Source organism: Mycobacterium sp. ACS4331 (genome assembly GCF_001667265.1).
GTDB lineage: Bacteria > Actinomycetota > Actinomycetes > Mycobacteriales > Mycobacteriaceae > Mycobacterium.
In genome coordinates this window covers 25,646-47,606 of the sequence record NZ_LZHW01000010.1, presented here as the reverse complement: position 1 = coordinate 47,606, position 21,961 = coordinate 25,646, and the positions used below count along the sequence as shown (strand labels likewise).

General features: G+C 69.5%; 26 protein-coding genes. 20 read left to right on the top strand and 6 right to left on the bottom strand.

Annotation, left to right across the window (positions count from 1 at the left end; genetic code table 11):
• Positions 1-16 precede the first annotated feature (16 nt).
• The 10 genes from hemB to A5727_RS02850 all read left to right on the top strand — a co-directional run bounded on the left by hemB (position 17) and on the right by A5727_RS02850 (position 8,075).
• Entirely contained in the window at positions 17-997 is a 981-nt protein-coding gene (hemB, locus tag A5727_RS02900; protein ID WP_068244165.1) for a porphobilinogen synthase, read from the top strand.
• Positions 994-1,416 (top strand): hypothetical protein, encoded by a 423-nt coding sequence (locus A5727_RS02895; RefSeq protein ID WP_082949564.1) that lies wholly within the window; start codon positions 994-996, stop codon positions 1,414-1,416. Before hemB ends, A5727_RS02895 begins: the two co-directional genes overlap by 4 nt.
• Positions 1,417-1,435: 19 nt before the next feature.
• Positions 1,436-1,894, top strand: a complete 459-nt coding sequence (locus A5727_RS02890; RefSeq protein WP_068244162.1) for a hypothetical protein — start codon at positions 1,436-1,438, stop codon at positions 1,892-1,894.
• Complete coding sequence (gene mce1N, locus A5727_RS28040; protein ID WP_231991932.1) at positions 1,894-2,523, top strand: transport-regulating membrane protein Mce1N; 630 nt, start codon at positions 1,894-1,896, stop codon at positions 2,521-2,523. Before A5727_RS02890 ends, mce1N begins: the two co-directional genes overlap by 1 nt.
• Complete coding sequence (locus tag A5727_RS02875) at positions 2,520-2,792, top strand: hypothetical protein (protein ID WP_068244160.1); 273 nt, start codon at positions 2,520-2,522, stop codon at positions 2,790-2,792. The genes mce1N and A5727_RS02875 overlap by 4 nt, the downstream gene beginning before the upstream one ends.
• Before the next feature lie 16 nt (positions 2,793-2,808).
• On the top strand, positions 2,809-4,935 hold the full coding sequence (locus tag A5727_RS02870; protein WP_068244156.1) for a heavy metal translocating P-type ATPase: 2,127 nt from the start codon (positions 2,809-2,811) through the stop codon (positions 4,933-4,935).
• Between the two features lie 34 nt (positions 4,936-4,969).
• Positions 4,970-6,040, top strand: a complete 1,071-nt coding sequence (locus A5727_RS02865) for a GGDEF domain-containing protein (RefSeq protein WP_068244153.1) — start codon at positions 4,970-4,972, stop codon at positions 6,038-6,040.
• Positions 6,041-6,125: 85 nt separating this feature from the next.
• A complete protein-coding gene (locus tag A5727_RS02860; RefSeq protein WP_068244150.1) occupies positions 6,126-6,992 on the top strand; it encodes an oxygenase MpaB family protein in 867 nt (288 codons plus the stop codon).
• Positions 6,989-7,585, top strand: coding sequence for a TetR/AcrR family transcriptional regulator (locus A5727_RS02855; protein ID WP_068244371.1), 597 nt, complete (start codon positions 6,989-6,991; stop codon positions 7,583-7,585). Before A5727_RS02860 ends, A5727_RS02855 begins: the two co-directional genes overlap by 4 nt.
• Before the next feature lie 7 nt (positions 7,586-7,592).
• Positions 7,593-8,075: a pyridoxamine 5'-phosphate oxidase family protein gene (locus tag A5727_RS02850; RefSeq protein WP_068244147.1), complete on the top strand. Its 483-nt coding sequence runs from the start codon at positions 7,593-7,595 to the stop codon at positions 8,073-8,075.
• Here the strand turns inward: A5727_RS02850 and A5727_RS02845 are convergent.
• A complete protein-coding gene (locus A5727_RS02845; protein WP_068244144.1) occupies positions 8,059-8,445 on the bottom strand; it encodes a nitroreductase family deazaflavin-dependent oxidoreductase in 387 nt (128 codons plus the stop codon). The genes A5727_RS02850 and A5727_RS02845 overlap by 17 nt on opposite strands.
• A gap of 31 nt (positions 8,446-8,476) precedes the next feature.
• Positions 8,477-8,860 (bottom strand): nitroreductase family deazaflavin-dependent oxidoreductase, encoded by a 384-nt coding sequence (locus A5727_RS02840; protein WP_068244141.1) that lies wholly within the window; start codon positions 8,858-8,860, stop codon positions 8,477-8,479.
• 145 nt (positions 8,861-9,005) lie between these two features.
• Between A5727_RS02840 and A5727_RS02835 the strand changes: the two genes are divergently transcribed.
• Positions 9,006-11,222 carry a molybdopterin-containing oxidoreductase family protein gene (locus A5727_RS02835; protein WP_068244138.1) on the top strand — a complete coding sequence of 739 codons (2,217 nt, stop codon included), beginning with the start codon at positions 9,006-9,008 and terminating at the stop codon, positions 11,220-11,222.
• Between the two features lie 20 nt (positions 11,223-11,242).
• Here A5727_RS02835 and A5727_RS28325 read toward each other — a convergent pair whose 3' ends face one another.
• Positions 11,243-11,377, bottom strand: coding sequence for a hypothetical protein (locus A5727_RS28325; protein WP_286150004.1), 135 nt, complete (start codon positions 11,375-11,377; stop codon positions 11,243-11,245).
• A gap of 128 nt (positions 11,378-11,505) precedes the next feature.
• Here A5727_RS28325 and hemL point away from each other — a divergent pair, with 128 nt between their 5' ends.
• The 7 genes from hemL to A5727_RS02800 all read left to right on the top strand — a co-directional run bounded on the left by hemL (position 11,506) and on the right by A5727_RS02800 (position 18,960).
• On the top strand, positions 11,506-12,813 hold the full coding sequence (gene hemL, locus A5727_RS02830) for a glutamate-1-semialdehyde 2,1-aminomutase (protein ID WP_068244134.1): 1,308 nt from the start codon (positions 11,506-11,508) through the stop codon (positions 12,811-12,813).
• Entirely contained in the window at positions 12,814-13,425 is a 612-nt protein-coding gene (locus A5727_RS02825) for a histidine phosphatase family protein (protein ID WP_068244130.1), read from the top strand.
• Between the two features lie 2 nt (positions 13,426-13,427).
• Positions 13,428-14,051, top strand: coding sequence for a TlpA disulfide reductase family protein (locus A5727_RS02820; RefSeq protein WP_068244127.1), 624 nt, complete (start codon positions 13,428-13,430; stop codon positions 14,049-14,051).
• Positions 14,048-14,824: a cytochrome c biogenesis CcdA family protein gene (locus A5727_RS02815; RefSeq protein WP_068244124.1), complete on the top strand. Its 777-nt coding sequence runs from the start codon at positions 14,048-14,050 to the stop codon at positions 14,822-14,824. Before A5727_RS02820 ends, A5727_RS02815 begins: the two co-directional genes overlap by 4 nt.
• A 47-nt stretch (positions 14,825-14,871) precedes the next feature.
• Entirely contained in the window at positions 14,872-16,431 is a 1,560-nt protein-coding gene (gene resB, locus A5727_RS02810) for a cytochrome c biogenesis protein ResB (RefSeq protein WP_082949572.1), read from the top strand.
• On the top strand, positions 16,431-17,417 hold the full coding sequence (ccsB, locus tag A5727_RS02805; protein WP_068244368.1) for a c-type cytochrome biogenesis protein CcsB: 987 nt from the start codon (positions 16,431-16,433) through the stop codon (positions 17,415-17,417). Before resB ends, ccsB begins: the two co-directional genes overlap by 1 nt.
• Before the next feature lie 214 nt (positions 17,418-17,631).
• Complete coding sequence (locus A5727_RS02800) at positions 17,632-18,960, top strand: MinD/ParA family ATP-binding protein (protein WP_157521187.1); 1,329 nt, start codon at positions 17,632-17,634, stop codon at positions 18,958-18,960.
• Position 18,961: 1 nt separating this feature from the next.
• On the opposite strand, the gene A5727_RS27770 is transcribed toward A5727_RS02800, so the two are convergent.
• Positions 18,962-19,138, bottom strand: a complete 177-nt coding sequence (locus A5727_RS27770; RefSeq protein WP_502687647.1) for a hypothetical protein — start codon at positions 19,136-19,138, stop codon at positions 18,962-18,964.
• A gap of 61 nt (positions 19,139-19,199) precedes the next feature.
• Between A5727_RS27770 and A5727_RS02795 the strand changes: the two genes are divergently transcribed.
• Positions 19,200-19,484, top strand: a complete 285-nt coding sequence (locus A5727_RS02795) for a DUF4229 domain-containing protein (protein ID WP_197507571.1) — start codon at positions 19,200-19,202, stop codon at positions 19,482-19,484.
• 33 nt (positions 19,485-19,517) lie between these two features.
• On the top strand, positions 19,518-19,778 hold the full coding sequence (locus tag A5727_RS02790; protein ID WP_068244365.1) for a DUF6480 family protein: 261 nt from the start codon (positions 19,518-19,520) through the stop codon (positions 19,776-19,778).
• Between the two features lie 9 nt (positions 19,779-19,787).
• Here A5727_RS02790 and A5727_RS02785 read toward each other — a convergent pair whose 3' ends face one another.
• Together A5727_RS02785 and A5727_RS02780 are read right to left on the bottom strand one after the other, a co-directional pair.
• On the bottom strand, positions 19,788-21,284 hold the full coding sequence (locus A5727_RS02785) for a CotH kinase family protein (RefSeq protein WP_068244112.1): 1,497 nt from the start codon (positions 21,282-21,284) through the stop codon (positions 19,788-19,790).
• A complete protein-coding gene (locus tag A5727_RS02780; RefSeq protein WP_068244109.1) occupies positions 21,284-21,961 on the bottom strand; it encodes a DUF4956 domain-containing protein in 678 nt (225 codons plus the stop codon). The genes A5727_RS02785 and A5727_RS02780 overlap by 1 nt, the downstream gene beginning before the upstream one ends.

The window sequence follows — 21,961 nt, the reverse complement described above, 5'->3', positions numbered from 1 at the left end:
GGACACGCGAGAACCCATGAGCTACCCGAACGCGCGTCCGCGTCGACTGCGCTCCACGCCGGCCATGCGGCGCCTGGTGGCCGAGACGTCGCTGGAGCCCAGGCATCTGGTGCTGCCGATGTTCGTCGCCGACGGCATCGACGAACCGCGGCCGATCGCCTCGATGCCGGGGGTGCTCCAGCACACCCGGGATTCGCTGCGCGCCGCGGCCGCCGACGCGGTCGCCGCCGGCGTCGGGGGACTGATGCTGTTCGGCGTTCCGCGTGACACCGACAAGGACCCCTCAGGTTCAGCCGGACTCGATCCGGACGGCATCCTCAACGTCGCCCTGCGGGATCTGGCCAAGGACCTCGGCGACGCCACCGTCCTGATGGCCGACACCTGCCTCGACGAGTTCACCGATCACGGGCACTGTGGCGTGCTGGACGGCCAGGGCCGGGTCGACAACGACGCGACCAATGCGCAGTACGTGAAACTGGCTGTGGCGCAGGCTGATTCAGGTGCTCACGTGGTGGGGCCGAGCGGCATGATGGACGGGCAGGTTGCTGCCATCCGCGAAGGTCTGGACGACGCCGGTCATTCGGACGTGGCGATCCTGGCCTACGCGGCGAAGTTCGCGTCCGCGTTCTACGGCCCGTTCCGGGAGGCCGTCGCCTCGAGCCTGTCCGGCGATCGGCGCACCTATCAGCAGGACTCCGGCAACGCCCGCGAGGCCGTGCGCGAGATTGAGCTGGACATCGCCGAGGGCGCTGACATGGTGATGGTCAAGCCCGCGATGTCGTATCTGGACGTGGTGCGCGCCGCCGCCGACATCTCGCCGGTGCCGGTCGCGGCCTATCAGGTCTCGGGTGAGTACTCGATGATCTCGGCCGCGGCGGCCAACGGTTGGGTGGACGGTCGCGCCGCCGCGCTCGAGTCGCTGGTCAGCATCCGCCGCGCGGGCGCCGACATCGTCCTCACCTACTGGGCGGCGGACGCGGCCGCCTGGCTGGCGTGACGCTGCCGGTGCCGTCCGGGTCGGCCCCGCCGAGTCGACCCGACGACGTCGTCACGGGATTCTGGTTGTGGGCCGTGGCCCTGCCGCTGCTGATCACCGGATACCTCACCGACGCGGTGACCAGCAGGGCGAGCGTGCCGGTCGTGGTCGCCTTCTCGGTCTTCGTCGCGGTGATCCTGATCGCGGTGGTGGTGACGTTCCTGATGCTGATGCGCGCGGGGTACCGGTGGGCCAGGACGGTGCTCACCGCCGGCGGGCTCGCCTCGATCGTCAATGTCGGTTTCACCCTCTTCGCCGGCGAGCGGTCGGAGGCCGGCGCGGTGATCTATGCGGTGACCGGCATCTTCGGTGCGGTCCTGGTGGCCGGCGGCATCTACCTGCTGCACCGCCCGGAGGCGCACGCGTACTTCACCCGGTGACGGCTAGGCTGGCTCGTCGATGACTGATCCAGTTTCACCGCCCGCTCGGCCCCGCATCGTCGACATCGCCTTCTGGCTCCTGGTGCTCGGCGCCGTCCTGTTGATGTTCGGCGGCATGATCGCACTGGCCACGAACTTCGATGCGGTCCGTGCCGTCGTCCCCGACTCGGTGTCCGACGACACGGTGCGCGACTATCTGACCCTGCACCGCGGCGCCGGGGTGTTCTGTGTCGTGGTGGGCCTGAGCCTGGCGTATGTGGCGGGCCGAACGCGCTCGGGCGACGCCCGGTTCCGGCGTGCGGCGATTGCGTTGAGCATCGCGGCCGTCGTGCTGGTCGGACTCCTGGCGGTGTTTGCCGGCGTGCATGGGGTGGCGTTGCTGGCGCTGATCCTGGTGATGGGCTCGGCGGTGTTGTTGACCCGGCCCGCGGCGGCGGAGTGGTTCGGGCTGAGTGCGCGCGATGAGGGAGCACGTTGATGGATGAGCGACCACTGTTCTCCGAGAACGGTGCCAGCTGGTACTGGGTGCTGGCCGGCCCGGCTTCCGCGGTGGCGATGATGTTGGTGCAGATGTCCAGTGGCAACGGCGTGCAGTGGGTGGTCCCGATCGCCTTCCTGGTGCTGGTGTCGGGGTTCGTGGCGCTGCAGGTCAAGGCCGCCCGGATCCACACCTCGGTCGAGTTGACCCGCACCCATCTGCGGCAGGGCACGCAGACCATCGGCGTCGACGAGATCGTCAAGGTCTACCCGGCGCCGCCCAAGTCCGCTGGGCGCCGGCATTACGACGGCAGGATCGTCGCGAAGAACAATGCGCTGACCAACCGCGCGCTGCGGCAGGCCGGAATCGATCCCGCCGAACTGGCCGAGACGGCCGAACCCGAACCCGAACCGGTCTCCGAACCCGACACCGACCAGGCGACGATCGAGAAGTGGCAGTCCTCTCGGGCACTCGGCGAACTGACCGGTGTCCCGCGCGGCCGGACCGGTATCGGTCTGCGGCTGACCGGTGGGCGCACGGCCCAGGCCTGGGCCCGTGATCACAAGGGGTTGCGCGCGGCGCTGACGCCGTTGGTCCACGAGCGCGCCGAGCCCGGCGGTGCGCCGTGACCCCGCGGCGTCGCGGGCGGCTCGAACTGCTGGCGGCCGCGGTCGCAGCTGTGGGCTGTGTGCTCAGCTGGTTTGCCGCGCGGTCGACGGTGCAGGTCGCACCCGTTCTGGAGGGTGAGCCGAGCACCACGTCGGTGGCGTTCTATGGGCCGCTGCTGCTGCTGGCCCTGGTGGCCGCCACGGTCGCGGGCATCCTGGCGGTGCTGGGGACGGCGCGGCTGCGCCGAGCCCGGGCGGACGCGGGGGCACGCCACTCGCATACCCCATAGGGGTATATTGGCCGTCATGAGCGTGACGGTGACTGATCTGCGGCTGGCCGGGATGTCGTGCGCGTCGTGCGCCGCCCGGATCGAGCGGGGCCTCAATGCACTCGACGGGGTGTCGGCCTCGGTGAACTTCGCGGTCGAACGGGCGCACGTCGAGCACGGCGGTGACGTCGATGAGCAGGACCTGATCCGAGCCGTGGAATCGGCCGGGTACCGCGCGAGCGTGATCGAATCCGCCGCGGCGCCCGCACCGGACGAGACGGACGAGGGCTCCCTGCTGCCGCGGCTGGCGGTCTCGGCCGCCCTCGCCCTGCCCGTCGTCGCGGTGTCGATGATTCCGGCCTGGCAGTTCGTCGGTTGGCAGTGGCTCGTGCTGGCACTCACCACGCCCATCGTCTTCTGGGGCGGCTACCCGTTCCACCGCGCCGCGCTGCAGGCCGCGCGGCACCGGGCGTCGACCATGGACACCCTGGTCTCGATCGGCACCCTGGCGGCGTATCTGTGGTCGGTCTACACCGTGATCGCCGTCGGCGGACACGGACATGGTCACCTCTACTTCGAAGTCGCCGCTGCCGTCACGGTGTTCCTGCTTGCGGGCCGCACCGCTGAGGCCAGGGCGAAGCGCTCGGCCGGGGCGGCCCTGCGTTCCCTGCTGTCGTTGGGCGCCAAGGATGCCGTCGTCGAACGGGACGGTGCCGAGGTGCGGATTCCGGTCGCCGACCTCGAGGTGGGTGACGTCTTCGTGGTGCGGCCCGGGGAACGGGTCGCGACCGACGGCGTGGTGGCCGATGGAGCCACCGCGTTGGACACCTCGGCGATGACCGGGGAGTCGGTGCCCACCGATGTCGGGCCCGGCGACACCGTGCTGGGCGGCGCGGTCAACACCTACGGCCGGATCCGGGTGCGGGCCAGCAGGGTGGGCGCCGACACGCAGTTGGCCCGGATGGGTCAGCTGGTGACCGAGGCGCAGAACGGCAAGGCCGCCATCCAGCGGTTGGCCGACCGGATCTCGGCGGTGTTCGTCCCCGTCGTCCTGGTCATCGCCGCCCTGACCCTGCTCGGTTGGCTGGCCGCCGGCGGGACGGCGGTCGCCGCGTTCACGGCCGCGGTCGCGGTGCTCATCATCGCCTGCCCGTGCGCACTGGGACTGGCCACCCCGACCGCGATCCTGGTCGGCACCGGGCGCGGCGCCCAACTCGGCGTGCTGATCAAGAATCCCCACGTGCTCGAGGCCGTCGGCGGGATCGACACCGTGCTGCTGGACAAGACCGGCACCGTCACCACGGGCCAGATGAGCGTCGTCGGAGTCGACCCCCGTGCGGGGCAGGACGCGCAGGACCTGCTGGCCCGCGCGGCCGCGGTCGAGGCCGCATCCGAGCACCCCCTGGCCGCCGCGATCGTCGCGGCCGCCCGGGAACGCGGCCTCGCCGTGCCGGACATCACCGATTTCGCCAACGAACCCGGCGTCGGCGTCAGTGCGGACGTCGCCGGGGTTCGGGTGCGGGTGAGCCGCGCCGCCGTGGTCGCCGGACCCGACGGGGACGACGCCGCCGAAACCAGGGTCGACGTGGCCTGGGACGGCGCGGTGCGCGGCACCATCCGGATCGCCGATGTCGTCAAGCGCACCAGCGTCGAGGCGATCGCCGCGCTCAAGGCCATGGGCGTGCGTCCGGTGCTGCTGTCGGGTGACTCCGCGGCGGTGGCCAGGCGGGTCGCCCATCAGGTCGGCATCGCCGGGGACGACGTCATCGCCGGCGTGCTGCCGACCGAGAAGGCCGACGTCGTCCGGGACCTGCAGGCCCAGGGGCGCCGCGTCGCGATGGTCGGTGACGGAGTCAACGACTCGGTGGCACTGGCCGCCGCGGACATCGGCATGGCGATGGGCACCGGCACCGACGCGGCGATCGAGGCCGGCGACATCACGCTGGTGCGCGGCGATCTTCGCACCGTGCCGACGGCCCTGCGGCTGTCCGCCCGGACACTGCGGACCATCCGGGTGAACCTGTTCTGGGCCTTCTTCTACAACGTCGCGGCGATCCCGCTGGCCGCAACCGGACTCCTCAACCCGATGATCGCCGGGGCCGCGATGGCGGCATCCTCGGTGTTGGTCGTGGTCAACAGCCTGCGGCTGCGCTCCTTCCGGTGACGCTGAACGGGAGTTCGACGCTAAGCTCCTGACCGTGCGCGACGACTCTCGCACACGCAGCGAGCAGCGGGAGGTGCTCGCCGAACTCCTGATTCGCGAGCGTGTGTTCCGGTATGCCATCTCGGCGTTCGTTCTGGTGTTCGGCGTCGTGGGCCTCGTCGCGGTGCAGGCCACCGGAGGTCCGAGCACCTCCGCTGCGACAGCGGTCGCGATCCTGGTGTGTGCGAGCGTCGTCCCGGTGTCGGTGGCCATGAGCCGCGTGCATCTGGGTGCGGTGTGGTGGTCGAACAGGAGCAGGTGGCGGCACGGGCCCACCCTGTTCGTCGTCTACGCCGACGTCGGCGTCACGGCCTCGGTGATGATGTACTCGGATGCGGAGTTCGCGCTGTTCGGTGCGCTGCTGTTCGCCGTCGTCGGCGCCTATGCCTCTCATTTCGTGCGGCCCGTCGTCGGGATGGTCCATGTGGTGTTCACCAGCGCGGTGATCGTCACGATCGGCGTGGTGATGATTCGATCCGGTGAACACGACGTCGCAGGCACGATTGCTCGCGTCGCGATCGCGCTGCTGGCGGTCAACGGCACCGTGGCCCTGCACAGCCTGTACACGACCGAGGTCCGGCACAGCATCGCGCGCAGTTTCGCCTCGGCGACCACCGACCCCCTGACCGGGGTGGGCAACCGGCGTGCCTTCGAACAGCGTGCGCTGCGGCTCCTCGAGTCCGGTGTGGAGGTCGTCGTGGTGCTGCTCGACGTCGACGACTTCAAAGTCATCAACGACACCGTGGGGCACGGCGGGGGAGATGCGGCGCTGGTGAGTGTTGCCCGGGCGTTCGAGGTGGTGCTGGGCTCCGACGCGGTCGTCGCCCGTCTCGGCGGCGACGAGTTCGCAGCGGCCATGCCATCGGAGACGACGGTGCCCGTCGAGGACGTGGCGCAGGTGATCCGCGCCGCGGTCCGCGGTGCCACGGGTCTGGCGGTCAGCGTCGGTGCGGCGCGGGTGCGGGGCCCGGGGCCACAGGCGGCCGGGGCGCTGAAGGCCGCGCTGGCCGCGGCCGATGAGAATCTCTACGGGCAGAAGAGGATGACCCAGTCGGCTCGCCCGTGACCGCGCGTTCTCCCGGTGATCATGTGATCGGTCACACCCACGGCCGGAGGTTGGTACAAAGTTCGGTTTCTGTAACACTGTACCCATGACGGAACTGGTCGATGCCGAACCGAAGTCGGACGCCGCGCCCCTGGACGCCCACTCGCTGATCTGGCGGTGGTTCGGCGACAATCGGATGTTCCTGATCGGTCCGCGGCCTGCGGTGCTGCAGAACATGCTCGCCGAACTCGGGCAGGGCGTGCTCGACCATTCGGTGTTCTTCTCCGACACCGCCGAGCGGCTGCGGCGCACCATCCCGCCGATCTTCAACACCGTCTACGGTTCCGAGCAGGACAACGCGGGCACCCGGGTGCGGGACTTCCACACCGACATCAAGGGTGAGATGCCCGACGGTTCGCGGTACCACGCGCTCAGTCCGGAGACCTACTTCTGGGCACACGCCACGTTCGTCGAACAGGTGCTGTACTTCGCCGACACATTCGTCAAGCGCCTGACCGATGCCGAGCGCGAGCAGATCTACGCCGAGTCCAAGACGTGGTACCGCCGCTACGGCGTCAGTGACCGGATCCTGCCCGCCGACTACGCCGAGTTCGTGCAGTACTGGGATCGCATGATGGAGACCGTGGTCGTGCCGCACAAGACCGCCCTCTACGGCGTGGGCTACGTGACCAAGGGCTTCCCCAAGCCCAAGGCCGTCTCGCCGCTGGTGTGGAAAGTCGTTGCGCCGGTGTTCAATCCGATCGCGGCGTTCCTGACCACCGGTGGCCTGCCGCCCAAGGCGCGCGAGATGCTCGGCCTGCCCTGGACGCAGAAGCAGGAGCGGCGTTACCAGCGCTTCGCCGCCTTCTGGCGCTCCCGGCCCGTCAACGCGATCTGGGATCGGCTGCCGATGTCGCTGCGCTACAGCAGGTACGCCCAGGCGGCCTACGCGCGCGAAGGGGTCAGGCCATAGCCGGCGGAACCGACCCCGCCACCACCGCGATCCTCGACGCGGCCCTGGCGGAGTTCGAGCGGCACGGGTTCCGCCGCGTCGCACTCGACGACGTCGCCCGGCGGGCGAAGGTCAGTCGCACCACGATCTACCGGCGCTTCGCCGGACGAGACGAACTGGTGGCCGCCGTCATCGACCGCGAGAACGAGGGCCTGTTCCTCGAGATCGCCGAGCACATCAAGGGTGCGGGCCCGAAGGCCAACATCTACGTCGAGGCCTTCACGGCAGCGATCGTCAAGTTCCGCGACCACCGCGTGCTCAACCGGATGATCACCGACGACCCGGCGTTGGCGGTGGAGTTGGCCCATCAGCACTACGCCGCGGCGGTGGCCAGGATCGTCGCCGCCCTGCACGTCATCTTCCCGGCCGGGTTCGCCGACCGAGTCGGCGCGGTGACCGTGTCCGCGCTGGCCGACGCCATCCTGCGGTACTCACTCATGGCGCTGCTGCTGCCTAGCCTGCAGCCCCTGGACAGCGCCGAGGACATTCGGGCCTTCGCCACCACGCACTTTCTGCCCAGTCTTCCCGCGGCACTGCGTGCGCTGTCCGTATAAAGAGGTCATGGCAACGCTGGCGGACACCGCCGAACGCTTCGTCGCGATGGCGCACTCGATCGTCTGGGCCTCGGCCGCGACGGTCGACACCGACGGCAGGCCCCGAAGCCGGGTGCTGCACCCCCTGTGGGAGTGGGACGGGACGACGCTGACGGGCTGGATTGCGGTGTGGCGCACGCCGATCAAGGAGGCCGACATCGCGGCGCATCCGTATGTGTCGCTGAACTACTGGTCGCCGACGCAGTCGACCTGCACCGCCGAGTGCGCCGTGACCTGGGTGCTCGACGACGACGGCCGCCGGGCCGTCTGGGAGAAGTTCAAGACGGCGCCCGCACCGGTGGGGTATGACCCCGCGATCATTCCGCAGTGGAGCCAGGGGCCGACCGCGGCGGGTTTCGCGATCTGGCGACTGGCGCCGTATCGACTGCGCGTCATGCCCGGCACCGTGATGACGCAGGGCGTCGGCGAAGTCCTCAGCTGGCGCGCCTGAGCAGCAGTGTGTGCTCCACGCCGGCGCGGGCCATCAGCTGTCGCCACGGTGGCTTCAGTTCGGGCAGCACCGCCGCCGTGGGCACCACGCGGGGCTGATCCACCGCGAAGGTTCGGCCGGCGAACTTCACCCGGCCGCCACCGGTGTTCTGTAGATTCCTGATCCAATCCCGTTGCGGCCCATAGGGGAGCAGCACCGCCACGCCGTCGGGGGTGGAGAACATCGACACCGGCGTGCGATACGTCGTACCGCTGCGGCGGCCGGTGTGCTCGACGATCGACCACATCGGGACGTACCCCGACAGTGGCCGGACCAGGCGGTTGGTGACTCTGCGATTGAATTCGGCGCGTCGTTGCGAGAAGCGGACCATCCTCAGATTCTGCTGCCGAAACCGCGCTGGATCACCCCCGGCGCAGCAGAACGGCGCCGTTGTCGAACGGCAGGCGGCGAAACAGCACCCGGCCGAATCCGGTGACATGCTCGGCGGCCTCGGCCTTGGTCACCACCTGAGGGTCGGTCACCGCGAAGCTGCGGCCGTACCGCTTGAGGGTGCCGCCGCCGGCCGCGGTGATGTTCTTCAACCAGTCCCGGTCCGGGCCGTAGGTCAGCAGGATCGCGACCCCGTCGTCGGTCGAGAAGACGGTCAGGGGCGTGCGATAGGACCGGCCGGACGTGCGGCCGACATGCGCGAGGATCCCCATCGTGGGCGCGTATCCCGCCCAGATCCGCTGGATCGGATTGGTCACGCGTCGGTTGAACCGGGCCAGCCACTGCGGCAGCTGCATGCCCCCATTCAACCCCGCGGACCCAGGGTCCGTCGAGACCCCGCGGGGGTTGACATATTCGGCTGAAATTGTCACGTCCGTCGGCGGGCTGTGCGCATAATGGCCCGGTGAGCACCGACCTGCGTCCGCTGGAAGGGGCCCGACCATGACCGTGGATCAGCACGTCACCTACTGCCGGATCTGCGAACCGCTGTGCGGATTGATCGCCACCGTCGAGGACGGCCGCCTGCAGTCGCTGCGCCCGGATCCCGACCATCCGTTGTCGCGGGGCCGCGCATGTCCCAAGGGCATCGCCTTCACCGACGTCCAGAACGATCCGGACCGCGTCCTGCACCCGTTGCGCCGCACGGCGGACGGCACCTTCGAGCGGGTCGGGTGGGACGAAGCGCTCGACGACATCGCACGCCGCCTGTCCGAGATCGTGGCCACCCACGGCGGAGGCGCGGTGGGCCAGTACTTCGGCAATCCCACCGCCTTCGGCTACGCCACGGGGCTGTGGTCGGGGTTGTTCATGGCGCGCCTCGGCGCTCATCACCAGTACTCGTCGGGCTCCCAGGACATCAACTCCCGATTCGTCGCCAGCAAGCTGCTGTACGGCGCGGCCTTCCAGATCCCGTTCCCCGATCTGCCGCGCACCGACTTCCTGTTCATGCTCGGCGCCAACCCGCTGGTGTCGCACGGCAGCGCGGTGCGCACTCCGCGGATCAAGGACGACCTCGCCGACATCGTGCGCCGGGGCGGCCGCGTGGTGGTGGTCGACCCCCGCAGGACCGAAACCGCCCGCGCCTACGAGCACCTGCCGGTGCGTCCAGACTCCGACGCGTGGCTGCTGCTGTCGATGCTGCACGTGATCTTCGCCGAAGGCCTCGCCGACGAGACGGCCATCGCCGAGCAGACCACGGGGGCGTCGCGGTTGCGGGATCTCGCCGCGCAGTTCTCCCCGGAGGACACCGCCGAGCGCACCGGTGTGTCCGCCCAGACGCTGCGCGGGCTGGCCCGCGATTTCGCGACAGCGCCGTCCGCCGCCGCCTACGGCCGGGTGGGCGCCTGCCTGGGCCGGCACGGCACGTTGGTGTCCCACCTGCTCGATGCGCTGACCATCGTCACCGGCAACCTGGACCGCGCGGGCGGGCTGCTCATGCCGCGCGCCGTGATCCCCCTGGAGGAGATGGGGGAGCGCACCGGACGGCTGACCTACAACAAGGCCACCTCACGCATCGGTGGGCTGCCCGACGTCATCGGCACGTTCCCGGCCGCGCTGATGGCCGACGAGATCCAGACTCCCGGTCCGGGCCAGATGCGCGCGCTGTTCGTCACCGCGGGAAACCCCGTGCTGTCGGTGCCCGACGGGCCGAAGCTGGAGTCGGCGCTGGAGCAGCTGGACCTGATGGTGTCGCTGGACTTCTACATCACCGAGACCAACAAGCACGCCGACTACATACTGCCCAGCACGACCTTTCTGGAACGCCACGATCTGCCGTTCGGGTTCGCCTGGTCGTCGTCGACGGTGTTCCTGCAGTCGGCTGAACCGGTGCTCGAACCGTACGGCGAGGCCCGCAACGAATGGGAGGTGTTCGACGATCTGGCCCGGCGGATGGGCCTGGCGATGTTCGCCACCGGTCCGCTGCAGCGCTTCAACGGCGTGCTGGCCTGGCTCGACCGCCGCGGCGTCGGCCGGATGACGCCCCGGCGCCTGATGGAACTGCTGCTGCGGACCGGGCCCTACGGTGACCGGTTCGGACTCCGGCGCGGCGGGCTCAACCCCCGGCGGCTCCGCGAGAATCCGCACGGTGTGGTGCTCGCGGAGCAGGCGCCCGCGGGCATCCTCGCCGAGGTGATCCACCATGACCACGGCCGGGTCGTGCTCGAGCCGGAGGAGATCCTTGTCGAGGCGGCCAGGCTGGGCGACCGCCATCCGAACGATCCGGCGTTCCCGTTGATGGTGATCGGAATGAGGGAGATGCGTTCGCAGAACTCCTGGATGCACAACAGCGCGACGCTCATGAAGGGCGACCGCAGGCACCGGGCCCGGATCAGTCCCGCCGACGCCGCGGACGCGGGCCTGGCCACGGGCGACCGCGTGCGGATCACCTCGCCGCACGGGTCCATCGAGACCCAGGCCGAGATCACCGACGACCTTCTGCCGGGCACCATCGCGGTGCCTCACGGTTGGGGGCACGCCGGGGGGTGGCAGCGGGCCAACCAGTCGGCCGGCGCCAACGTCAACGAACTGGTGTCAACGTCCAGCGACCAACTCGAGAGGCTGGCCGGCATGGCGGTGCTCAACGGCGTCCCGGCCCGCATCGAAGCGGTCCGGGCCGCGATCATGGTCCCTGACCACCCCCATTCAGGGGTCGTGTGACCGATCTCTCAGGGCCGCGCTCAGGAGCCTCGATGCGGGGGCCCGACGTGCCCGCACCCGGGCAACTCGTCGACCGCGTCCGCGACCGTCTGCTCCGCCTTTCCAGCGTCTTTCGCGAGTTCCTCGATGGATTCCTCACCCTCGTCGGCGCGCATGTCGGACCTCCCTCTCGTCGTCCGTGGACGTGGGGTTGCCGGTCGTCGGGGACGGCAAACGGCGGTGCGGGCAGGTCAACTACACCCTGTAGCAGAAGCTGGTCGCCGCAACTGGGACACTGGTGGCCATGAGCTGTACCGATCGCTCCGCCAAGCTGTTCACCGACGCCTCGGCGGTGATCCCGGGCGGGGTCAACTCGCCGGTGCGGGCGTTCAGCGCCGTGGGCGGGACGCCGCGCTTCATCACCTCGGGACGGGGCTGGGAACTGACCGACGCCGACGGCAACCGTTACGTCGACCTGGTGTGCTCCTGGGGTCCGATGATCCTCGGTCACGCGCACCCCGCCGTCGTCGAGGCCGTGACCAGGGCCGCGGCGCACGGCCTGTCCTTCGGCGCGCCCACCCCGACCGAGTCGGAGTTGGCCGCCGAGATCATCGACCGCGTGGCCCCGGTGGACCGGGTGCGCCTGGTGAACTCGGGGACCGAGGCGACCATGAGTGCGGTGCGGTTGGCCCGCGGCTTCACCGGCCGCCCCAAGGTCATCAAGTTCTCGGGCTGCTATCACGGCCACGTCGACGCTCTGCTGGCCGACGCGGGATCGGGCGTGGCGACGCTGGGCCTGCCGTCGTCACCCGGCGTCACCGGAGCCACCGCGGCCGACACCATCGTGCTGCCCTACAACGACGTCGAGGCCGTCGAGGCGGCCTTCGCCGCGCACGGTGACCAGATCGCCGTCGTCATCACCGAGGCCAGCCCAGGAAATATGGGCTGCGTGCCGCCCAAGCCCGGCTTCAACGCCGCCCTGCGGCGCATCACCGCCGAGCACGGCGCGCTGCTCATCATCGACGAGGTGATGACGGGCTTCCGGGTCAGCCGCAGCGGGTGGTACGGCCTGGACCCGGTGGACGCCGACCTGTTCACCTTCGGGAAGGTCATGAGCGGCGGCCTGCCCGCCGCGGCCTTCGGCGGCCGCCGTGAGGTCATGGAGAAGCTCGCGCCACTCGGGCCCGTCTACCAGGCCGGGACGCTGTCGGGAAACCCCGTCGCGATGGCCGCGGGACTGGCCACGCTGCGCGCGGCCGACGCGTCCGTCTACGCCGCGCTGGACGCCAACGCCGACCGGCTGGCCGGCCTGCTCGCCGGGGCGCTCACCGAAGCCGGTGTGGTGCACCGGGTTCAGCGCGCCGGGAACATGCTGTCGGTGTTCTTCACCGAGGACGAGGTCACCGACTTCGCGTCCGCGCGGGCCAGCCAGACGTGGCGGTTTCCACCCTTCTTCCACGCGCTTCTCGACGCCGGGGTCTACCCGCCGTGCAGCGCCTACGAGGCCTGGTTCGTCTCGGCGGCGCTCGACGACGACGCGTTCACCCGCATCGAGGCGGCCCTGCCCGCCGCGGCCCGAGCCGCCGCCGCGGCGACCGATCCGGAGGCCTGAGTGAGCGCGACCACGAGAGTGCACGTCATGCGGCACGGTGAGGTGCACAACCCGGAGGGCATCCTGTACGGCCGGCTGCCCGGCTACCACCTCTCCGAACGCGGCCGGGCCCAGGCCAAGGCCGTCGCGGATGCGTTGGCCAACAACGACATCGTCGCGGTGTTCGCCTCGCCGCTGCAGCGCGCGCAGGAGACCGCGACCCCGATCGCGGCCGTGCACGGGCTCTCGATCGACACCGACGACGACCTGATCGAGTCGGCCAACTATTTCGAGGGCAAACGCATGTCGCCCGGTGACGGCGTCTGGCGCCACCCGAAGGTGTGGTGGCAGGTGCGTAACCCGTTCACACCGTCATGGGGCGAGCCCTACACCCAGATCGCGGCCCGGATGACCGCGGCGGTCGAGCGCGCGCGTCTCAAGGGCGAGGGGCATGAGGTGGTGTGCGTGAGCCACCAGCTTCCCGTCGAGACCCTGCGCAGGTCCATGCAGGGCAGGCGGCTGCCGCACGATCCACGCCGGCGGCAGTGCAACCTGGCGTCGCTGACCACGCTGACCTTCGAGGACGACCGCCTCATCGACGTCTCCTATCGGGAACCGGCGGCGGGTCTGTGACCATGCGCAGTCGAGTGATCGCGATGCTGGCGGCGCTGACCGCCTGCCTTGTGGTCGCCGGCTGCGCCACCGGCGACGACGCCGTGGCCCAGGGGGGCAGTTTCGAGTTCGTCGCACCGGGTGGGAAGACCGACATCCTCTACGACCCGCCGGCTGACCGAGGCCGGCCCGGGCCGATCAGCGGCCCCGACCTGATGGACCCCGATCGGCAGCTCTCGCTCGACGACTTCGCGGGCAAGGTCGTGGTCATCAACGTCTGGGGTCAGTGGTGCGGCCCGTGCCGCTCCGAGATCAGCGAGTTGCAGCAGGTGTATGACGACACTCGGGAGCAGGGCGTCGCGTTCCTGGGCATCGACGTCCGCGACAACGACAGGCAGGCCGCCGAGGACTTCATCCGCGACCGCAATGTCACGTTCCCGTCGATCTACGACCCGCCGATGCGGACCATGATCGCGTTCGGCGGTAAGTACCCGACGTCGGCGATCCCGTCGACCATCGTGCTGGACCGCGAGCACCGGGTGGCGGCGGTGTTCCTGCGTGAGCTGCTGGCCGAGGATCTGCTGCCCGTGGTACAGCGTCTGGCCACCGAACCCGCGGGGGAACCGGCGGAGGGACAGACCAAGTGACCGGAGCGGCCGATCTCGCGGCCAACGGGCCGCTGCTGCTGGCGCTGGGCGTGTGCGTGCTGGCGGGGCTGGTGTCCTTCGCGTCCCCGTGTGTCGTGCCGCTGGTGCCGGGCTACCTGTCGTATCTGGCCGCGGTCGTCGGTGTCGACGACTCGGAGGCCGGGACGGTCAAGGTCAGCACCGCCACCCGCCTGCGCGTGGCGGGATCGGCGCTGCTGTTCGTTGCGGGATTCACCGTGGTGTTCCTCCTCGGCACGGTCGCCGTGCTGGGTGCGACCACCACCCTGATCACCAATCAGGTTGTGCTGCAACGGGTCGGCGGTGTGCTGACCATCATCATGGGGCTCGCGTTCATCGGTCTCATCCCCGCCATGCAGCGTCAGGTGCGGTTCACGCCGCGCACGCTGTCGACCGTCGCCGGAGCGCCGCTGCTGGGTGCGGTGTTCGGCCTGGGCTGGACGCCGTGCCTGGGTCCCACCCTGACCGGGGTGATCACCGTGGCGTCTGCGACCGACGGCGCCAGTGTCGCGCGCGGCGTCGCGCTGGTGATCGCCTACTGCCTGGGCCTGGGCATCCCGTTCGTGGTGCTGGCCTTCGGGTCGTCGTGGGCCGTCGGGGCGCTGGGCTGGCTGCGTCGCAACACCAGGACCATCCAGATCATCGGCGGCGTGCTGCTGATCCTGGTCGGGCTGGCCCTGGTCACGGGCGCCTGGAATGAGTTCATCTCCTGGGTTCGCGACGCGTTCATCAGCGACGTGAGGCTGCCGCTGTGACCCGACTGTTCGCCCTGATCCGCAACACCTGGCGGGGCCTCACATCGATGGGCACCGCCCTGGTGCTGCTGTTCCTCGTGGCGTTGGCCGCGGTGCCCGGCGCGCTGCTGCCGCAGCGCAGCCTGAACGCGAGCAAGGTCGACGAGTACCTCCTCGACCATCCGACCCTCGGCCCCTGGCTGGACCGTTTCCAGTTCTTCGAGGTGTTCGGAAGTTTCTGGTTCACCGCCATCTACGTGCTGCTGTTCGTCTCGCTGGTGGGCTGCCTGACCCCGCGGATGATCGAGCACGTGCGCACGCTGCGCGCCACGCCGGTCCCGACCCCGCGCAACCTGGGGCGCCTCCCCAAGCACGCCGAGGGTTCGGCGACCGGCACGCCTCGCGCCGTGGCCGAGCGCATGGCGTCGCGCCTGCGCGGGTGGCGCACAGTCATCCGCGAGCAGGACGGAACGGCCGAGCTGTCGGCGGAGAAGGGCTACCTGCGCGAGTTTGGCAACCTGGTGTTCCACTTCTCGCTGCTCGGACTGCTGGTCGCGGTCGCGGCGGGCAAGATGTTCGGCTACGAGGGCAACGTCATCGTGATCGCCGACCGCGGCCCCGGTTTCTGCTCGGCGTCGCCGGCCGCATTCGACTCGTTCCGGGCCGGCAACACCGTGGACGGCACGTCGCTGTACCCCATGTGCATCCGGGTCAACGACTTCGAGGCCAACTATCTGGACAACGGGCAGGCGACGTCCTTCGGCGCGAACATCGACTACCAGGTCGGCGAAGACCTGGTGACGGGTCAGTGGCGGCCCTACAAGCTCGAGGTCAACCGTCCGCTGCGGGTCGGCGGTGACCGCGTGTACCTGCAGGGGCACGGGTACGCGCCGACGTTCACCGTGACGTTCCCCGACGGCCAGGTCCGCTCGCAGACCATCCAGTGGCGCCCCGACGACCAGATGACGCTGCTGTCGTCCGGTGTGATGCGCATCGATCCACCCGCGGGCATGTATCCCGACGAGGGGGAACGCCGCAAGAACCAGATCGCGATCCAGGGCCTGCTGGCCCCGACCGAACAGCTCCACGGCACGCTGCTGTCGTCGAGCTTCCCGGCGCTGAACAACCCGGCCGTGGCCGTCGACATCTACCGTGGCGACACCGGTCTCGACACCGGGCGGCCGCAGTCCCTGTTCACGCTCGATCTCCGGATGATCGACCAGGGCCGGCTCACCAAGGTCGATCGGGTCAACCTGCGGCTCGGCCAGGACGTCCGTCTCGACGACGGCACCGTGATCCGGTTCGAGCGTGTGACACCGTTTGTGAACCTGCAGGTGTCACACGATCCCGCCCAGGTGTGGGTCCTGGTGTTCGCCCTCACGATGATGGCCGGGCTGCTGGTGTCCCTGGTCGTGCGGCGACGCCGGATCTGGGTGCGGCTCTCCCCGGCCACGACCGCCATTACGGACAATGCCGATGTCACCGGTACCGTGAACGTCGAACTGGGTGGTCTGGCGCGTACCGACAACTCCGGCTGGGGCGATGAGTTCGAGCGCCTCGTCGAACGACTTCTCGCGCCTGCCCCGGATGCCGCGGTCGATCCGGCGACCGCAAGAGAGAAGGTGTGATGATCTCCGAGCACGTGGACCTCGGCTTGGCGCGCTACTCCGACTGGGCCTTCACGTCCTCGATTGTGGTGCTCGTCGTCGCGCTGCTGCTGCTGGCGGTGGAGCTGGCCTACAGCCGCAGCCGCAGGGTCAGCGAGCGTGAGCTGGTCGCGGCGGGTGCGGGGTCGACCGTCGCCGCCGACAGCGCCACCCCCGGTGTGGTGCAGACGGCGCAGAGCCGCTCGGTGGACGAACGCGTGGGCCGGGCCGGGCTGGCGCTGACCTACCTCGGCATCGCACTGCTGCTGGCGTGCATCGTCCTGCGCGGGCTGTCCACCAGCCGCGTGCCCTGGGGCAACATGTACGAGTTCATCAACCTCACGAGCCTGTGCGGCCTGCTCGCGGCTGCCGTCGTGCTGCGCAAGCCGCAGTACCGCGCGCTGTGGGTGTTCGTCCTGGTGCCGGTGCTGATCCTGCTGACCGTCTCGGGTCGCTGGCTCTACAGCCACGCCGCGCCCGTCATGCCCGCGCTGCAGTCCTACTGGCTGCCGATCCACGTCTCGGTGGTCAGCCTGGGCTCCGGGGTGTTCCTGGTGGCGGGTGTGGCCAGCATCCTGTTCCTGCTCAAGATGTCGCGCTTCGGTGCTCCGGACGCCGAGGGCTTCCTGCCCGGGATCGTCTCGCGCCTGCCCGATGCGCAGACCCTGGACCGAATCGCATACCGCACCACGATCTTCGCGTTCCCGGTGTTCGGCTTCGGCGTCATCTTCGGCGCCATCTGGGCCGAGGAGGCGTGGGGCCGCTACTGGGGCTGGGACCCCAAGGAGACCGTGTCGTTCATCGCGTGGGTGGTCTATGCCGCCTACCTGCATGCGCGTTCGACCGCGGGCTGGCGTGACCGCAAGGCCGCCTGGATCAACGTCGTGGGCTTCGTGGCGATGGTGTTCAACCTGTTCTTCATCAACCTCGTGACCGTCGGCCTGCACTCCTACGCCGGCGTCGGCTGAGGCAGAGCCGCCTGGGCTGCCGCGCCCGGCCCACCCCAGCTCGTCGGGAAAATGTGCGAAATTGCAGGTGAATTCGCCGAATCAGCGACAATTCCGCACATAATTGGCCGCGGAGGGGCCAACGGCCCGCCGAGGGCGCGCACGACGCCCGACCTCCCGGCGGCGCCTGCGATAGTGTGCACCCAATGTCGTCGGACAAGGGGAGTGCGCGAAGGTGACTGAGCAGCCCACGCCCAGTGCAGACCATCATCGTGACCCCGAGAACACCGATCCGCCAACATGGTTGACGCAGGGTGAATCGCGTGCCGCCGAGGACGGGGCCAGGCATTCGGCACCCGAACCCGAGCGCAGTGCGGGCTTCCGCGCCGAGCAGCGTTTCGCGGCGCCGTCGGCTCCCGCGCATCCGAGCGAGCCCGACTGGAACACCGCGACGCCGGCGACCGGGATCCCCGTCGCCGCGCCCCACCACCTCGGTGCACCCCACTACGGCCCGCCGGCGGGGCCCGCACCGGGGGCACCACCGGCCGGTCAGCACCCCGGCGCACCTTTCTCCGGCCCGCAGACTCCGCCGGTCCCGCAGTATCAGCCGGCGGTGCCGCAGTCGCCGTACCCGGACCTGTCCACCCACGCGCTGCTGCGCCCGGTGAAACCCGCCCCCGCCCGGGGCTGGCGGCGTGCGCTCTACCTGGCCTCGGGCAAGCTCATCAACCTCGGGGAGAGCGCCAAGGAGACGCATCACCGCAATCTCGTCGCGCACGTCAACCGGCCGTTGAGCGGCTGCTACAAGATCGCCGTGCTGAGCCTGAAGGGCGGTGTGGGCAAGACCACCATCACCGCGACGCTCGGGGCCACGTTCGCCTCGATCCGCGGCGACCGGGTGATCGCCGTCGACGCCAACCCCGACCGCGGCACGCTGAGCCAGAAGGTGGCCCTGCAGACTCCGGCCACCGTGCGCGATCTGCTGCGCGACGCCGACCGGGTGCAGCGTTACAGCGATGTGCGCCGCTACACCTCACAGGGCCCCAACCGGCTGGAGGTGCTGGCCTCGGACAGCGACCCGGCGGTCTCGGAGGCCTTCAGCTCGCCGGACTACACGCGGACCCTTGACGTCCTGGAGCGGTTCTACAGCCTGGTGCTCACCGACTGCGGGACCGGCCTGATGCACTCGGCGATGTCGGCGGTGCTGGCCCAGGCCGACACCCTCATCGTGGTGAGCTCGGGTTCGGTGGACGGTGCCCGCAGTGCGTCGGCGACGCTCGACTGGCTCGACGCGCACGGCCACGAGGCGCTGGTGCGGGGTTCGGTCTGCGTGATCAACGCGGTGCGGCCCCGGTCGGGCAAGGTCGACATGCAGAAGGTCGTCGACCACTTCTCGCGGCGTTGCCGGGCGGTGCGGCAGGTGCCGTTCGATCCGCACCTGGAAGAGGGCGCCGAGATCAGCCTGGACCGGCTCAAACCCTCGACGCGGGAGGCGCTGCTCGATCTGGCTGCGGTGGTCGCCGACGGATTCCCGGCTGACTTCGGTCCGGGCCCGTCACGCTAGGTCACTGCGGCTTGTTGTCGCCGCGCGACAGACGCCACAGGAACTCGGGGTCGTCATCGGGACCGATGACCCTGGTCTGCGGTCTGGCCTGGTGGGCACGCAACATTCGCCACCCGCCGTAGGCGAGGGCGCTGATCAACAGGATGAGGAGCAGGTAGTGCACGGAAACCTCCTTCATCTGAATATACGCGCGTCGGTAGGCTCAGGGCGTGGCTGATGATGATCGCTCCACCGGCGGAATGGTGCTCGACGTCCTGGCGTACCTGGCGGCGCGGCTGGCTCTGGTGGCGGCGCTGGCCGCGGTGATCTTCTACGGCGCGTCGCTGTTCGGCGTCGAGGTCCCGTTGGTCGTGGCGCTGCTGTTCGCCATCGTCGTGGCCCTGCCGTTGGGGATGTGGGTGTTCGCGCCGCTGCGCCGCAAGGCGACCGTGAGTATCGCGGCCGTCGACGAGCGTCGCCGCCGCGACCGCGAGCAGTTGCAGGCCCGTCTTCGCGGCGACGAGGACACCCCAGAGCAGCCATAGGTTTGAATCCGGTCCCCGGTGGAACACACCGGGATGACCGATCAACGAGAGCCTCCGTCGCCGGATCCTGATCCCGCGCAGACCGCGGGTCTCGGCGCCGGTGGCGATGTCCAGCCCGGCGACACACCACCCGACTCGGATCAGCTGTCGGCGACGTCCAACCCCGATCCCCCGGTGCGGCATCGCGCCAGTCCCACCTCCGTTGTCGCGTTGGTCGCCGCAGCGGTCTTCATCCTGTTGTTCGTGGCCGCTGCGGTGCTGCTGATCGCCCGGATGGCCGGCGCGCTGGGCTGACCGCTGCCGTCACTGTGCCCGCAGGTCCTCCAGCGCGGTCACCCGCCGATCGATCCACTCACGCAGCGACTGCGCCGAGGCGTCCAGGTCCTCGCGGCTCAGTCCGTCGGTCACCGGGATCGTCTCGACGATCCGGTCCAGCAGACGCTGGGCCCGACCGTCGGCGTACATCTGGTCGAACAGCTGCCAGTACGCGTGGTGGCGGATCGGCGTGAACTTCTTCGACTCCAGGAACCTCTTCTTGAGCGGATTGCCCTTGAACAGCGCCTCGAAGCCACCGGGCGGTTCGGGTAGGTCCAGGCCGGGCGGCGGGGGCGGGAGCGTCACCTCGTCGTCCGGGCCCGTCGCGGCGTCGCCGACCATCGCCAGGTTGAGGTCCCAGGACAGCACCGACAGCCTCTCTGTGCGCAGGTCGTACCAGAGGTAGTAGTTCTGGCCCGGGCCGCCCATGTCGTCGGCGTTGACGAGCAGGTTCTGGGTGGCCAGGTAGCGGGCCAGTGAGTCGACGTCCACCCAGTCGGCCAGATGGGCGTCGAACTCCGGCTGGTCGGCGTGATCGAGCCACTGCAGGAAGTTGATGACGGGCGCCAGGTTGCCGTGCTCAGCCGAGTTGATCTGCTGGAACTGCTCGGAGTACGACGACTGGTCGGTGCCCTTGAACACCAGCGACGAACCCGCGTCAGCCTTGTACAGATAGCCGTCGGAGTCGAACAGCGACTCGGCGTACGCCTCGTCGGGGTGCTCCAGCAGCAGCCTCGTGCTGGTCTGCCCGTTGATCGTGTACGCCGCGTAGGTGTAGCGCTGCGTCGGTTGACCGGTGGCCGCGGTCAGCGACAGCGCCAGCGCCTCGTTGAGCACGGGGGAGCCGGGACGCACCGACAGCTCGGTCATGCCCTGATACCCACGGCCTGCGGCGTTCTCGGCGAAGCTGATCAGCAGCGGCAGCGACGTGGGGTCGTCGGGGTCGGCGCCGACGAACATGGCCATCGGGTCGACCCCATCCGGACCACCCGGCGTGCCCGGTGCATCCGGCTTGTGAGCGCTCGATCCGCCGGGTTCGGGCTCACCGCCCTTGCCCGGCGCACCCGGCGGGCCGTCGCCGCGCAACCCCATGAGCGTCGAGTTGCCCTTCAGCCGCACCGCGGCGTCGGCGATCACGGTGCCGTCGATCGTGATGTCGGCGGTCACCCATTTCTTCTCGCCGTCCTTCTCGTACGCCGAGAGCATGGTCCGGTACTCGGCGGGGGTGATGTCGACGACCAGGGTGTGCTCCACGTCGGGATCGAACAGGTCGACGGTTCCGGTGATGTTGTCGGTGATCTCGGAGGTCATCACGGTGATGTCACCGGTGATGTAGGGCCGAATCATGGTGTTGCCGAACACGACTGCCAGTGCGACGGAGACCGTCACAAGGGCGGCGAGCAGTCTCCAGTGCTGGCGCAACCGCACGGGGACGCGGTGTGCCAGCCGCCGCGGTGGGGGCGCGGCGGTCTGCGGGCCCGTCATCAGATGTCGGTCTGGTCGTATCCGGTCAGGACGGTCACGCGCTGGCCGGAGTTGACGGCACTCAGGGCCGGGATCAGATCGCCGGGCTTGCGGCCCTTCTTCAGCTGGGCGGTGTAGTACAACTCAGTGAGTGCGCCGGATCGTGCGGATTCCGTTGACACCAACTCGAACTCGCTGCAGAAGTCGATCAGCACGTCCTCGACGCGCGCGGTGTACTCGGGTTCCGGCGGCACCTGCACTTTGACCACCTGGCGCTGCACGTCGAGTTTGAACCAGTTGAATCGGTACATGATGATCAGCACCAGGCAGATCACCACGGTGGCGGCGACGGCCAGGACGTAGAACCGGGTGCCGGTGGTCATGCCGATGGCCATGGCCAGGAAGACGAACCCGACGTCGCGGGTCTCCTTGATGGCGTTGCGGAATCGGATCACCGACAGTGCACCGACCAGTGCGAAGGCGCGGGCGATGTTGGACCCCACCACCAGCATGATGACCGAGATCACCATGCACACCATGACCAGGGTCTGTACATAGGACTGGCTGTAGGAGACGTTCTTGTGGGTGTAGCGGTAGACCCAGCCGATGATGGAGGCCAGTACGAATGACAGTGCCAGGGACGCGATCACGTCGAAGACGGTGAAGGTGCCGGACAGGTCCTGCAGATTGATGGTCAC

Coding starts and splice junctions, on each gene's coding strand:
- hemB (WP_068244165.1), top strand. CDS start 17: ATGAGCTACCCGAACGCGCGTCCGCGTCGACTGCGCTCCACGCCGGCC.
- A5727_RS02890 (WP_068244162.1), top strand. CDS start 1,436: ATGACTGATCCAGTTTCACCGCCCGCTCGGCCCCGCATCGTCGACATC.
- mce1N (WP_231991932.1), top strand. CDS start 1,894: ATGGATGAGCGACCACTGTTCTCCGAGAACGGTGCCAGCTGGTACTGG.
- A5727_RS02870 (WP_068244156.1), top strand. CDS start 2,809: ATGAGCGTGACGGTGACTGATCTGCGGCTGGCCGGGATGTCGTGCGCG.
- A5727_RS02860 (WP_068244150.1), top strand. CDS start 6,126: ATGACGGAACTGGTCGATGCCGAACCGAAGTCGGACGCCGCGCCCCTG.
- A5727_RS02850 (WP_068244147.1), top strand. CDS start 7,593: ATGGCAACGCTGGCGGACACCGCCGAACGCTTCGTCGCGATGGCGCAC.
- A5727_RS02845 (WP_068244144.1), bottom strand. CDS start 8,445: ATGGTCCGCTTCTCGCAACGACGCGCCGAATTCAATCGCAGAGTCACC.
- A5727_RS02840 (WP_068244141.1), bottom strand. CDS start 8,860: ATGCAGCTGCCGCAGTGGCTGGCCCGGTTCAACCGACGCGTGACCAAT.
- A5727_RS02835 (WP_068244138.1), top strand. CDS start 9,006: ATGACCGTGGATCAGCACGTCACCTACTGCCGGATCTGCGAACCGCTG.
- A5727_RS28325 (WP_286150004.1), bottom strand. CDS start 11,377: ATGCGCGCCGACGAGGGTGAGGAATCCATCGAGGAACTCGCGAAAGAC.
- hemL (WP_068244134.1), top strand. CDS start 11,506: ATGAGCTGTACCGATCGCTCCGCCAAGCTGTTCACCGACGCCTCGGCG.
- A5727_RS02820 (WP_068244127.1), top strand. CDS start 13,428: ATGCGCAGTCGAGTGATCGCGATGCTGGCGGCGCTGACCGCCTGCCTT.
- resB (WP_082949572.1), top strand. CDS start 14,872: ATGGGCACCGCCCTGGTGCTGCTGTTCCTCGTGGCGTTGGCCGCGGTG.
- ccsB (WP_068244368.1), top strand. CDS start 16,431: ATGATCTCCGAGCACGTGGACCTCGGCTTGGCGCGCTACTCCGACTGG.
- A5727_RS27770 (WP_502687647.1), bottom strand. CDS start 19,138: ATGAAGGAGGTTTCCGTGCACTACCTGCTCCTCATCCTGTTGATCAGC.
- A5727_RS02795 (WP_197507571.1), top strand. CDS start 19,200: ATGGTGCTCGACGTCCTGGCGTACCTGGCGGCGCGGCTGGCTCTGGTG.
- A5727_RS02790 (WP_068244365.1), top strand. CDS start 19,518: ATGACCGATCAACGAGAGCCTCCGTCGCCGGATCCTGATCCCGCGCAG.
- A5727_RS02785 (WP_068244112.1), bottom strand. CDS start 21,284: ATGACGGGCCCGCAGACCGCCGCGCCCCCACCGCGGCGGCTGGCACAC.